This window comes from Peptoniphilus sp. KCTC 25270 (genome assembly GCF_021012875.1).
Lineage (GTDB): Bacteria > Bacillota > Clostridia > Tissierellales > Peptoniphilaceae > JAJMZJ01.
This window is the reverse complement of sequence record NZ_JAJMZJ010000001.1, coordinates 1-13,901: the sequence shown is the minus strand read 5'-3', so window position 1 is coordinate 13,901 and position 13,901 is coordinate 1. Positions and strand designations below refer to the sequence as shown.

10 protein-coding genes and 1 other annotated feature are annotated in these 13,901 nt (G+C 39.4%); of the genes, 1 reads left to right on the top strand and 9 read right to left on the bottom strand.

Features of this window, described 5'->3' with window-relative positions:
* Positions 1-631: 631 nt before the first annotated feature.
* From LQU94_RS00050 to LQU94_RS00010, 9 genes are all read right to left on the bottom strand, one after another.
* A complete protein-coding gene (locus tag LQU94_RS00050; RefSeq protein ID WP_230633893.1) occupies positions 632-1,378 on the bottom strand; it encodes an SDR family NAD(P)-dependent oxidoreductase in 747 nt (248 codons plus the stop codon).
* 585 nt (positions 1,379-1,963) lie between these two features.
* Entirely contained in the window at positions 1,964-3,322 is a 1,359-nt protein-coding gene (locus LQU94_RS00045; RefSeq protein ID WP_230633892.1) for a sodium:alanine symporter family protein, read from the bottom strand.
* A gap of 231 nt (positions 3,323-3,553) precedes the next feature.
* A complete protein-coding gene (locus tag LQU94_RS00040) occupies positions 3,554-6,253 on the bottom strand; it encodes a calcium-translocating P-type ATPase, SERCA-type (RefSeq protein ID WP_230633891.1) in 2,700 nt (899 codons plus the stop codon).
* Between the two features lie 209 nt (positions 6,254-6,462).
* Complete coding sequence (gene serS, locus LQU94_RS00035) at positions 6,463-7,752, bottom strand: serine--tRNA ligase (protein ID WP_230633890.1); 1,290 nt, start codon at positions 7,750-7,752, stop codon at positions 6,463-6,465.
* 34 nt (positions 7,753-7,786) lie between these two features.
* Positions 7,787-7,953, bottom strand: a binding site (T-box leader).
* Positions 7,954-8,003: 50 nt separating this feature from the next.
* Complete coding sequence (locus LQU94_RS00030; RefSeq protein WP_230633889.1) at positions 8,004-9,338, bottom strand: hemolysin family protein; 1,335 nt, start codon at positions 9,336-9,338, stop codon at positions 8,004-8,006.
* 68 nt (positions 9,339-9,406) lie between these two features.
* Complete coding sequence (locus tag LQU94_RS00025) at positions 9,407-10,534, bottom strand: metal ABC transporter permease (protein WP_230633888.1); 1,128 nt, start codon at positions 10,532-10,534, stop codon at positions 9,407-9,409.
* Positions 10,531-11,607, bottom strand: a complete 1,077-nt coding sequence (locus tag LQU94_RS00020; RefSeq protein WP_230633887.1) for a metal ABC transporter permease — start codon at positions 11,605-11,607, stop codon at positions 10,531-10,533. Before LQU94_RS00020 ends, LQU94_RS00025 begins: the two co-directional genes overlap by 4 nt.
* A complete protein-coding gene (locus LQU94_RS00015; RefSeq protein WP_230696342.1) occupies positions 11,600-12,328 on the bottom strand; it encodes a metal ABC transporter ATP-binding protein in 729 nt (242 codons plus the stop codon). Before LQU94_RS00015 ends, LQU94_RS00020 begins: the two co-directional genes overlap by 8 nt.
* Before the next feature lie 8 nt (positions 12,329-12,336).
* Complete coding sequence (locus tag LQU94_RS00010) at positions 12,337-13,221, bottom strand: metal ABC transporter solute-binding protein, Zn/Mn family (RefSeq protein WP_230633886.1); 885 nt, start codon at positions 13,219-13,221, stop codon at positions 12,337-12,339.
* 119 nt (positions 13,222-13,340) lie between these two features.
* On the opposite strand from LQU94_RS00010, the gene LQU94_RS00005 reads away from it, so the two are divergent.
* Positions 13,341-13,712: a zinc ribbon domain-containing protein gene (locus LQU94_RS00005; protein WP_230633885.1), complete on the top strand. Its 372-nt coding sequence runs from the start codon at positions 13,341-13,343 to the stop codon at positions 13,710-13,712.
* The last annotated feature ends 189 nt before the right edge of the window (positions 13,713-13,901 follow it).

Here is a 13,901-nt window from a genome sequence, read left to right as displayed (position 1 = left end):
TTATAAACTTATGTTATAAACGTCTTTTATTCTTTCCTTGGTACTAAAACTATAAACTTTGAGGATTCCTTAGTAAACAACGGAACCATACCAGTTGTTACTAACTCCCTAAAAGCAATTTCCTTTCCCTTTTCTAAGAGAGTCAAGTTAGGAATAAAACCCTCCATAACTCTTGATCATTTTTTATTTACATACCATCTCCTATTTCATTTAATGCGCTTTCCTCTTGCATCCAACTTCCTAATTTTTTCGAGAATTGTATCCAAGAGTTATGATAGATTCTTCTCATCAGAGTCATATAGGATAAAAACTTCACCAACTATCTTTTTAATTTATGGAATTATATATTTTATCAACTTATGACCGGACTTTGTCAAATGTAAAATTGTGAGTTTCTCACCCTATCATCATTGAAATGGACAAGCTATTTATTATTTGCTACGATCCCATTGGATTTTTGGTTCCATATTTTCCATAAAGACTCTCTGCTACGATCTACATAAAAATATTTACCCAAATAAAATACTCTAAACATTATTAACGTTTTTTCAAGACCAAATGGTTCTTACCATGTAATGCCATATAAAAAGAAGCTCTTTTTGCTGAACAAAAACAGCTTCTTAAAATTCAATTATACGCTCATCGCTCCATCAATATGCAAGATCTCACCATTTACATATGAAGCTAGGTCACTAGCTAAAAACACACAACCATTTGCTATGTCTTTTGGTTCACCAATTTTTCTCATAGGTATCGCCTTGATCAGCGGTTCTATCATTTCTTTTGGTAATTGTTCTACCATATCTGTATTAATAATACCAGGAGCTACTGCATTTACTCTAATACCCATAGGCCCTAATTCTCTTGCAAGCGAAATCGTTAAACCATTTACTGCAAATTTTGAACTCGGATAAGCAACTCCTGATGGTTGCCCATTTTTACTTACCATAGATGAAGTATTAATGATGCAACCATATCCTTGCTCTTTCATTATCTTCGCAGCAGCTTGGCACCCATAAAATACAGAATTAACATTGAGATCCATAACACTCTTAAATCTTTCAGGACTAACTTCAAGAGTCTTTGAATCATCACTTACACCAGCATTATTTACCATTATATCTAAAGACCCAAATTCTTCTTTAATTTCCTTAGCAAGTTTATCCAATTCTTCAGGGTTTCCTAAATTAGGCCATTTCCCAAATACTTTAGATTCTGGAAACTCTTTTTTGATTTCCTCTAAAGCCTTGCTCACTGTTGCTTCTCTAGAGCCACAAATCGTTACTATTGCACCATGTCTTAAAAATTCTTCCGCTATAGCACGACCGATCCCTCGGGTAGCACCAGTAATTATAGCCACCTTATCTTTTAATAACATATATACCTCCCTTTTGTTCTAACACAAAATAAATAAATTAGCGAGAATATCTTTTCATGGTATTTCTCAATTTTTAAGAATTCAATTTCTCCATTCTATTCCTAATTCTCACAAAAATGCTTCCTAACTTTTTGAATACTTCTTACCATTTAAATTGAATCTAATTTCTTGGAGAAAGGATCCATTCATCATAGGGTTCTTTTCGAACAACTTCTAATCCTAGCTGCACTAAGATACAATTTATGTCAGCTTACTATCCATAAGCTAAAAGATTTCTTTTTCTTCTTTTTCAAAGGATTTGGAATGCTTTTGGATAATCAAACGGATTGCATTTCTTAAAAATGAACGGGACACTCTGCCAACTTACGTTGATACCAAATTTACGACAAGTGATACGAATCCTGTGTAAACATTCGAAAAGATCGAATCAACTCCTCGTCTCCTATGTTTCTATATATATCCCATGAAGATACTAAGCAAACGAGTAATTTTTCAAAAGAATTAATCCACATTGAAAATCCAACCCTTAAACATTTGGTAAAACTAGACACAAAAAAACACTGGCTAAGCCAGTGTTTTTTTTCTCTATTTTTTCGCTTTTGGATAATATTTAGGATTTTCAAACAATTGTTTCATCATTTCTACCGCTTCTCCACTCATGGTCAAGATACCAATCATATTTGGAATGATAACAAGAGCCAACATAAAGTCAAGTAAGCTATAAAGAGTTCCTAAGTCAAGAACTACACCAAGGATGATGAATAAAATGTAAATGACACGAACAACCATCGCTACTTTTGATCCAAACAAGAATTCTGCTTGTTTTTCCCCAAAGAAGATAATTACGATTACAGTAGAAAGTACGAACATTAACAAGGCTATGGCTACTAAGGCACCACCAAAATTTTGTCCCAATACTTCTCCAAAAGCCATTGCAGGCATTACAGCTGCTTGATCTGAACCAATTTCTGTCCAAACGCCAGAAACCAATACAACAACGGCCGTAATGGTACAAACAATCATTGTATCTACAAAGATTTCAAATACGGCCCAAATCCCTTGTTGTGCAGGAATTTCTACAGTTGCTGCAGAGTGGGCGATAGTCGCTGTACCCATACCGGCTTCGTTTGAGTAAGCACCACGTGCCAAACCACTACGGATACCAGCCGCTACTGTTGCACCAGCAAATCCACCCATGGCAGATGTTGGTGTGAAAGCGTTAGAGAAAATCATACCAAATACGTGTGGAAGTTCCACAATATTTACCGCAATAACTACCAAACCAGCTAGGATATACAAACCAGCCATAATTGGAACCAATTTTTCACAGAAGCCAGAGATGGATTTGATTCCCCCAAATACTACCAAGGCAACCACTATTAAGAAGGCGCCTACAGCAACGTATTTGTCAATTCCTAAATGCTCTGCATTTTGAATAAATGTTAAAGTTTGTGTTGAAATAGATGGTGCGATTTCGATCATTAACATAAAAGCGAATACTGTGCCTAAGAATGGGAATTTAGAGTGTTTCAAGTAGTACATGGCACCTCCAACGTACTCCCCTTTTTCATTCTTTTCACGATATTTGATTCCCAAAACGATTTCTGTAAATTTCGTAGCACATCCTACCAACGCAGTTACCCACATCCAAAATACAGCACCAGGTCCACCAAGTGCAATGGCTACAGGAACCCCTACAATGTTAGAAGCACCGATACTAGAAGCGAGAGCGGTTGTAGCCGCTTGGAAAGCCGATACCGTACCTTCCCCTTCTGATTTTGCAAACATCTTTCCGAAAGTATTTTTCAAAATAAATGGTAAATATCTAAATTGATAAAACCCCAAACGAACGGTTAAGAAAATACCGCCACCAACAAGCACAACTAAGATTGGAACACCCCAAAACCAGTTGGATAGAGTGACCATTAAATCAATAATTGCCATAAATTTTCCTCCATAAATTAAAAATAATAATATGACTTCTTTTGCTTTATACCTTCCTTTGTTGCCTACCTGTTATTTCGAGCTTCATCTCCCTTCTTTGTGTAAAATTTGCGAAATCGTTTGTTGCGTAAATTATAGCATATTTTTTTCTGGAAAACATTCACATTCGGTATTTTAACACATTATTATATATTAAAAAAATCTTGTGCCCTAAGACACAAGATTTCTCAATTAATGGGTTTGACGGAAGCGAATCATTTTTTGAATTTCTCCCAATACCAATGGAATCAAAGAAGCCACAAGTACAAAAGCCCAATCTTTCATACTTAAATCGGTTAAGTGGAACAATTCTTCTAAGAATGGAACATAGAGTACCAACAAAGTCAAAGCCACACTAATCGCTACGGCTTGCAATAGACGTTTGTTTGTAAAGAAGCCCAATTTGAACAATGTATCGTCGATACTTCTAGAAGAGAAACTACGGAACAATTCCGAGAATACCAAGGTTCCGAAAGCCATGGTTCTTGCATAAACCAAACCTTCTCCTTCGTATCCGTGAGTTTCTAAGGCGATATAATAGGTTCCCAATGTGGCAATGGTAATGGCAATGGATTGAATCGCCAAAGTAACAATAATTTTACGGTCCAATATAGGTTCTTTTGGATCACGTGGTGGCTCCAACATGGTTTCCGCTTCTCCCTTTTCTACCCCAAGGGCCAAAGCAGGGAAGGAGTCTGTAATTAAGTTTAGCCATAACAATTGAATTGGCAAGAATGGTGTTGGCAAATTCATTAAAATGGAAAGCAACACAACCAAAACTTCCCCAATATTACAGCTTAATAAGAATGTTACGAATTTTTTAATATTGGCATAGATGATTCGGCCTTCTTCAACGGCTCCAACAATGGTAGCAAAATTATCATCAGTCAAAATGACATCAGAAGTATTTTTTGCTACATCTGTACCAGTAATCCCCATGGCAATCCCAATATCTGCCTTTTTAATGGCTGGCGCATCGTTTACGCCGTCTCCCGTCATGGCAGCAATTTCGCCATTTTGTTTTAATGCCGTTACAATCTGTACTTTATTTTCCGGAGAAACACGGGCAAAAACACGAGTTGTTTTTACAATCTCTTGGATTTCTTCTGGAGATTTTCCATTTAACTCCTCGCCCATCATGGCGTTTTCGCCTTCTGCCAAAATGCCCAAATCATCAGCAATGGCAACAGCGGTTTCCAAATAGTCCCCCGTAATCATTACAGGAACAATTCCTGCGCTCTTACATTCACGAATAGCCTCTTTTACCTCTGGACGAGCTGGGTCAATCATACCTGTAAGACCAACAAAAATCATATCTTTTTCAATGGCTTCAGAAGTTCTTTCCTCTGGCATTGTATCGTAATTATTGTAAGCAAACGCCAATACACGCAAGGCATTTTTCGCAAAATGAGAGTTGGCATCTAAAATTTCTTTTCGCAGATCCTCTGTTAAATCTACCACTTCTCCATTGAGAGAAATGCGATTGCATCGTTTTAAGATAATATCCGGAGCACCCTTTGTAAAGGAGGAAACTTTTCCATCAAAGAAATTTTCGTGGAAAGTCGTCATCATCTTACGATCGGAATCAAAAGGAATTTCTTGTAGACGTGGATATTTTTTCTCCACTTCCAACTCTTCATATCCTTGTTTTCCCGCAAAGGTCAATAGAGCCCCTTCGGTAGGATCTCCAATAATTCGGTATCCATTTTCTCCTTGATCTAAGTCCGCATCGTTGGTTAAAGTCGCAATCGTACTCATAATATGAAGAGATGGGAAATCGCCATCGGTTACCGCACTTCCCTCAAAGGTAATATCCCCTTTTGGTTCATATCCTGTACCGGAAACTTTAATTTCTTTTCCATCTACAAAAGCACGAGTTACGGTCATTTCATTTTGTGTTAACGTACCGGTTTTATCAGAACAAATATAAGTCGTTGTTCCCAATGTTTCTACGGCCAAAAGACGTTTTACAATGGCGTTTTTCTTCGCCATATTTCCCATACCCATTGACAATACAATGGTTACAATCGCTGGCAATCCTTCTGGAATCGCAGCTACCGCAAGAGAAATGGCCGTTAAGAACATTCCCAAAGTTTCGTGGCCATACAATAGACCCACTACAAATACAACAATACAAACCCCAATAACCAAAAGTCCCAAAGATTTAGAAAGTTGGGCCAATTTTCTTTGCAATGGCGTTTGTTCCTCTTCCATAGCACTAATGGATGTCGCAATTTTACCGATTTCTGTTTTCAATCCCGTTTCGGCTACAATTCCTCGTCCACGGCCATAGGTAACAATACTTGCACTATAGGCATAATTTTCACGATCACCGATTCCTTGCTCCCCTTCTGGTAAAGCCAAGGCATTTTTATCCACCGCAACGGATTCTCCCGTTAAAGAACTTTCGTCAATTTTTAAATTGCTACTTTCAATTAAACGAAGATCCGCTGGAACAATATCCCCTGTTTCCAAAACAACCAAATCTCCTGGAACAAGAGTGGTTGAGTCGATTTCTTGCACTTTTCCACTACGAATAACTTTTACCGTAGGAGAACTCATCTTCTTCAAAGCAGAAATGGCTTCCTCTGCTTTTCCTTCTTGATATAGACTCAAAGCCGCATTAATAATAACAATGGCCAAAATAATAATAGAGTCTACCACTTCTCCTACAACCCCTGAAATAATGGCCGCTAAGAGAAGAATAATGATCATTGGATCCAAAAATTGTTCCAATAATTTTTTCATAAAAGGCTTTTTCGCCTCTTCTGCCAATTCATTGGGCCCATATTCTGAAAGACGTTTTTCACTTTCTTCTATCGTTAAGCCCGATGTGGCATCTGTTTTTAGCTCCGACAAAACATCATCGACGCTTTTTTTGTACCAATCCATGTAACCCTCCTTAAATTATGAATGATTCCATCAAAAAAAGACCCTTGTCCCTAGATGGAACAAAGGTCTCACAACCGGAATTCGGTCTCCTAGCCGGGCTTTAGGCCGTAATGACGACTAAGATGTTATAGTTACTCCCCTTTGTCTGTACAGTATATCAAATGAAAAATTTTCAGTCAATGAAATCTTCCATCTGTCACAAAGATTCCTTATTTCTTAGGCTCAATTTTATCCTTGAATCCCATGTAAGGACGAAGAGGTTCTGGAATCAATACGGTTCCATCTTCTTGCAATAAGTTCTCAAAGAAAGCAATTAACATTCTTGGAGGAGCCACTACCGTATTGTTTAAGGTATGAGCCAAATACAATTGGCCATCTTCTCCACGAACGCGAATGTTCAAACGGCGAGCTTGTGCATCCCCTAAATTAGAACAACTTCCCACTTCGAAATATTTTTGTTGTCTAGGGCTCCAAGCTTCTACGTCTACACTTTTTACCTTCAAGTCCGCCAAATCTCCTGTACAACATTCCAAAGTACGAACTGGAATATCCAAAGAACGGAAGAAATCTACGGTATTTTTCCATAATTCATCATAGAATTTCATGCTTTCTTCTGGTTTACAAATAATAACCATCTCTTGCTTTTCAAATTGATGGATACGATAAACGCCTCTCTCCTCAATGCCATGAGCTCCTACTTCTTTACGGAAACATGGGCTGTAACTTGTTAAACGATGAGGCAATGTTGCTTCTTCTGTAATGGTATTGATGTATTTTCCAATCATAGAATGTTCACTTGTACCAATTAGATACAAATCTTCCCCTTCAATTTTGTACATCATGTTTTCCATTTCCGTAAAACTCATTACCCCAGTAACTACGTCAGAACGGATCATATAAGGGGGAATATGATATTCATATCCACGATCAATCATAAAATCGCGAGCGTAAGAAAGAATCGCAGAATGAAGTCTTGCTACGTCCCCTTTTAAGAAATAGAAACCCGCACCAGAAGTATTTCTTGCACTGTCTAAATCTACGCCGCTAAAAGATTCCATAATATCAATATGGTAAGGAACCTCATAATCTGGAACCACTGGCTCCCCAAAGCGTTCCACTTCCACATTTTCAGAATCGTCTTTTCCAACAGGAACAGAATCGTCCATAATTTGAGGAATCACTTGCATTTTTTCTTTGATTTTTTTAGAAAGCTCTTCCTCTAATTTTTCCAACTCTTCCAACTTATTGTTGATTTCTTTTACTTCCCCTTTGGCCGCTTCTGCTTCTTCTTTTTTCCCTTGTCCCATTAAAGCACCAATGGATTTAGAAATAGAATTTCTCTTTGCTCGTAATTCGTCCCCTTCTGTTTTGGCACGACGATTTTCCTTATCCATTTCAATGACTTCATCCACAAAAGGAAGTTTTTCGTCTTGAAATTTCTTCTTAATGTTTTCCTTAACAATCTCTGGATTTTCTCTTAAAAAACGAATATCTAACATGTTTACCTCCAATAAAAAAAGCCCATCTCATCCACTAAGGGACGAGACAGGCCCGCGTTGCCACCCAAATTAATCGCCAAGGCGATTCACTTCATTAAAAAAACTCCAAGGCGGATTCCCTTTCTCCCCTGTCCTATTTTCACCAACCATAGGCTCTCTACACAGCTTACAAAAGGTACTGCTCCTCTTCAACGTCTCTATGAAATTATATTAAAGTATATCATATCCCGAAATACTTTGCAAAACCAATCTTACTCCTCCGAAATTTCTGGATCAAAGATTTTAATTTCCACACTGGTGATTCGCTTATCCCGAACCCCCATTTCCGTCAAACAAACGTTGTTTGTCGCATAAATTTTTTCCCGTTTTGGCTGATTCTCTTCTGGAATGAATCCCAAAAGCTCAATCATTAACCCCGAAATCGTCTCGTGGTTTTCTGAATACAAATTGATGTCCAACTCGGAATTGATATCATCAATATCCATATATCCATCTACAATATAGGTGTTGGGAGCAATTTCTTGAATCGGAATGATTTCATCATCGTATTCGTCCTCAATTTCTCCAACAATTTCTTCCACAATATCCTCAATGGTAACCATCCCAGAAAATCCACCATATTCATCAATCAAAATGGCCACATAATTTTTTGAAGCCTGCAATTCTTGCAACAATTGATCAATATTCTTTGTTTCTGGCACAAAATAAGGTTTTTTCAAAACGGCATCAATATCAATACGTTGGTATTTTGTCTTCGCATATTCCACAAAAATATCCTTAATATAAACAGTACCAACAATATTGTCCGTATTATCCCTATAAACAGGAGCACGGCTATAGCCCTCATTTAACATCTCTTCAATAATTTCTGGGCTAAACTCCTCATAATCCAACATATAAATCGAAGTACGTGGCGTCATAATTTCGTACGCCAACTTATCATCAAATGCCATAATATTGACCATCATCTCTTGGCCACTGGCATTGATAACCCCCTGTTGCTGTCCCACTTGCAAATAAGAACGAAGCTCTTCCTCCGAAATTTTTTCCTCTACATCTTCAGAATACTTCCCTAAGGCCTTAAGTACCAATGTAGTAGAAACACTTAACAAGAAGACAAAGGGTTTCGTTAACTTACTAAATAACTTTATCATTGGAGCCGATTTCAACGCGGTAGCCTCTGCATTTTGTAAAGCAATACGCTTTGGAACCAATTCTCCAAAAACCAAAGTCAAAAAAGACAATAAAAACGTTACAAGAACAAAGGCGATGGTTCTTCCATAAAGGACGCCATAGCTTCCAATCCAAGCTCCTAATTCCGTAGAAATTCCAGAAGCCGCACTACCCGCAGAAAAGAATCCTGCCAAAGTAATCCCTACTTGGATCGTAGATAGAAAACGAGTTTGATCATCCGTAATTCTTAATAAAGTCAAAGCCTTTTTGTTTCCTTCTTCTGCCAATTGTTCAATTTTGTTTCGATTGGCCGAAACAATGGCCATCTCTGCCGCTGCAAAGAAAGCATTAATCGCAGTTAATATAACAATAAAAATCAGCTGGGGTAAAATACTCCCGCCCGGGTCTTCCATTTACATTCCTCCTAAATAAAATCAATAAAATTATAGGAATATTATATCACAGAATGAAAAATCTGCATCTATTTCATTGCAGGAATCCCAAATTCTTGGGCCTTTTCCTGTAAAAACTCCTCCCCTTTTTCCGTCACAAAAACAACTTCTTCCCGAATTTCGATTTTTTCCTTTCTCTTTAAGGACGCCAAAATCGAATCATATTTGCTCTTTTCCAAACGCAAATGTCGGTTCATCGTCTCCACATGAGCTTCGATCTCATATTCCTCTGAATTTTTGTGATTGTTCAAATGGAACAAAACATTTAGCTCCGAAAAAACTCTCCGTTGGCGAGAGTTTCGCCTTTGAATGGCCAAATAACCCTCCTCAGGAGCCCACAAAAAGGTCAACAAAAACAAAATTCCCGTCACCATGGCACAAGTTCCCGCAATGGACAAATCCAACCAAAAAGCAAGGGTCGTTCCCACTCCCGCCGCAAAAATTCCGTAAAGCAAACTAAACAAAATCATCTTTCGCAAATCTTTGCTTAAAATATAAGCACTGGCTGCCGGTCCTACCATTAAGCAAATCACCAAAATGGAACCTACAGAAGAAAAGCTAATAACCGAAGTAACAGAAGTCAAAAGAATAAACAATAACTCCAACCAAAAATACGGCAAATTCATCGCCTTGGCCAAATCTGGATCAAAGGAATAAATTTTCCACTCCTTAAAGAGAATCCCAATACAAAGCAAATTCAACAAAACATTAAAAAGGCTTGTGTAAATAGACTTTGCACCAAAATCCCTTCCTCCAATCATAAGAAAATCCAAAGGCGCAATTTCAACTTTCCCCAACAAAACCGTATCCACGTCCAAATGAACGTTACTGGCCTTTAAGGAAATCAACAAAATCGCCACGGAAAAAAGAAGAGGAAATACAATCCCAATGGCCGCATCTTCATCGACCAAACCCGTTTTTCGCAACCACTGAATCAAATACACCGTAATCAAACCCATACAAGCCGCTCCAAAAATTAAAAGGGGTGAGTTCAAATCTTTCACAAGGAAAAACGCCAACACAATCCCCAACAAAATCGTATGGGAAATGGCATCTACCATCATCGCCGTTTTTTTCAACACTAAGAAGGGCCCCAAAAGGCTACAAGAAATAGAAACGGCCACCAAAATCAAAAGAATTTGTAAAAAAGCACTCATTCTATTTCTCCTTTCCCTAACAATCGGTAACGTCCCGCCGATTCTTCAATCCGCTTTTCTGAAACCAGCTCACCCAAACGGTTATCCAACTCCCCCGCTGGCCAATGGGTAAACTTTCTATGTTCCTGCAAAAGTTCCAAAGAAGTCCAACCCTCCCCGTCTTGTAACTCCAAAATATGACGAATAATGGACTCCTTGCGAACAAATTTCGCCATGGCCTTTTGTTCCCATTTTTTTGAAATGTAACCGGTTTTTGGTGCAAAGGTTAACGTCAAAATAACCAAAACCATAAGAACCAAAACAATCGTTGGCCCCGTAGGGAGCAAAAATTCTATACTCAAAAACGCTCCCAAACCGCCGCTCAACGCTCCAATTAAACTGCTAAAACCAATCATCTTCACAAAATTATTGGTTAACAAGCGAGAAGCTGCCGAAGGCCCAATCAATAAGGCGCTCATTAAAACAACCCCAACGGTTTGCAATCCGATGACAATGACCACAATCAACATGGCGTTTAATAAAAGCTCCAACTTTCCAACGGGCAAACCCAAAGACTCCGCAAATCCAAAATCAAAGGAAATCAACTGAAACTCTTTGAAAAAAATCACAACCAAAAGGAAAATCGCAACCATCGCACCAAGGACCACAAGCAAATCACTACGCATAAAAGCCGCCGCTTGCCCAAAAATAAACGACTCAATTCCAGCCTGCTCTGCCCCAAAATGTTTCTGGATAATTCCCATAAAAACCATCCCCGTTCCAAAGAATACCGAAAGAATCATAGCCAAAGCCGTATCCATCTTCAACTTGGAAAGACGAGTAATCAACAAAATAATTCCCATGGCACAAAGGCCGCTTGCCGCCGCACCTATGGTCAAAATAAAAATATTACGAGAAGGAAATAACATAAAGGCCAAAGCAATCCCCGGCAAAGCCGAATGAGAAATCGCATCCCCCACCAAGTTTTCCCCTCGCACAAAAGCAAAAGTTCCCATAAGTCCCGCAAGAAGCCCCAAAATCGTAGCCCCAAAAATTACCGTAAACGTATAGGACATCGGAAAAATACTAAACATACACTTCCTCTTTTCCCGTACCAAAAGTCTCCCGAATGTTTTCGTTGGTAAAAACTTCCTCTACCGGTCCCTCGTAATACACGCGAACATTTAACAAAACCACATCGTCAAAATACGTAGGCACCGTCTTCAAATCATGGTGAACCACCAAAACATTTTTCCCCTCATCACGCAAACCATTTAAGATTTCCATAATCGTATGTTCCGTACGAAGATCCACACCCTTTAACGGTTCATCCAAAAAATAAATATCCGCCTCCTGAACCAAAGCACGAGCCAAGAAAACACGCTGTTGTTGACCCCCTGAAAGCTGAGAAATTTGTCGATTCACAAAATCCTCCATACGAACCTTTTTCAACGCCGAAAGAGCCAAATCTCTCTCCCTTTTTCCCGGTTTCTTAAAAAGGCCCAATTTCCCGTAGGTCCCCATCATAACCACGTCCAAAACCGTCGTCGGAAAATCCCAATCCACCGAACCCGACTGAGGAACATAGGCGATCTTTCCCTTCACCTGATCCACCTCTTCCCCAAAAATTTCAACATAGCCACTGGTTCTATCAATCACGCCTAAAATCGCCTTCATTAACGTAGACTTTCCCGCTCCGTTCGGCCCAACAATCGCCGTCATCCTTCCTTTAGGAATGTGCAAATCCACATCCCAAAGAACCGGTTTTTCACCATAAGCAACCGTCAAATCCTCCACATGAACTACCGTATCCAAACCAAGCACTATTTCTCACCTCGCAAACTAACAACAACACGCTCCACATTTCCACGAACCGCTCCCACATAATTCTCCTCGCCAGAACCATCCTCGCCCAAAGAATCACTGTTCAAATGTCCGCCAATTTTCGCCTCATAGCCATATCCCTGGGCTGCCTCCAACAAAACCTCAACACTCTTCACAGAAAGACCCTTCTCCGCAAAAATCGCCGGAATTTCTCTCTCCGCCAAAGAAGCCGCCAAAGAATCCATTTTACCAGCCCCCGCCTCATCATTGGTATTCAAACCCTGAATCGACCAAACCTCAAAACCATAAGCCCGAGCAAAATAAGAAAACGCATCATGAGCCGTAACCAATACCCGTCTCTCCTTAGGAATCGTCTCTATCTTCTCACGATTTTCCGCATCCAAATTCAAAATTTCCTCACGATACATCTCCCCACGCTTATAAATCAAATCCCGAAACTCAGGGAACTGCTCCCCTAAATATTCACTCAAAGGAAGAATCGTATCCGCCCACAAAACAGGATCCCACCAAACATGAGGATCATAAGCACCCGGAGCCTCCTCCAAAAGTTTCTCCCGAGAAATTCCATCCGTCAACGCATAAACGCCAACGCCCTTTCTCTCCAAACCCTGGAAAACCTCTCCCATCTTTCCCTCTAAATGAAGACCCGAAACTAAAACCAAATCGCTCTCCAAAATACGATCCACATCCCGAGCCGTCGGCGTATACCCATGAGGATCCACACCCGGACCCATAAGTACATCCACCTCAATCTCATCTCCAATTAAATGTTTCGCAACATCCCCAACAACCGTCGTCGTTGCCAATATCTTTACCTTATCCTCCGATTTCTCCTCAGAACAACCACTCAAAAATAGTCCCAAACAAAGAAATCCTAAGATAAAGGAAAATTTCTTCCAATATTTCTGCATCCTCGTTTTCAACCTCCAAAATAATCGATATACTATTATAGTAACAACAAATAAACCCCAAAGGAGTCCCTATGTTTTTCTTTTTTTACGTAAACCAAAAACAAACCGAACACACAGGAGAACACCCACTTATTATCCACGACCACTGCGGAAAGTATGGGAAATTTCAAGTCTTCTCCATCGCAAATGTTTTTCACTTATTTATTATACCCCTTTTTTCCTTTGGACGTCGATACTTTGTCCGAATGAGCTGTTGCGGCGAAGTCTATGGACTCGATCCAAAAATAGCAAAAGAATGGAAAAAAGGAAACCGAAAACTATCCATCCAAGACTTAACCCCCCTAAACGACTATCGGCAAACCAACCAAAAAGTATGCCACAACTGTGGAAGAATCCTCGACCAAGAAGACCATTTTTGTTCCCATTGCGGCACAAAAGTATAAAAAAAAGAGACGCAAAAATGCGTCTTTTTTTTATGGGATTTTTGGAAGGGGCGGGAAATCTGACAGGGGTTTTACGTTCTCACACCCAAGGGCTTTTCCTCTGTTATCCTCCACCAGTTACGTCATTTCGACCGAGGAATTTCGATAGAAATTGCGAGTGGAGAAATCTCACACGCCTTTTACGTTCTC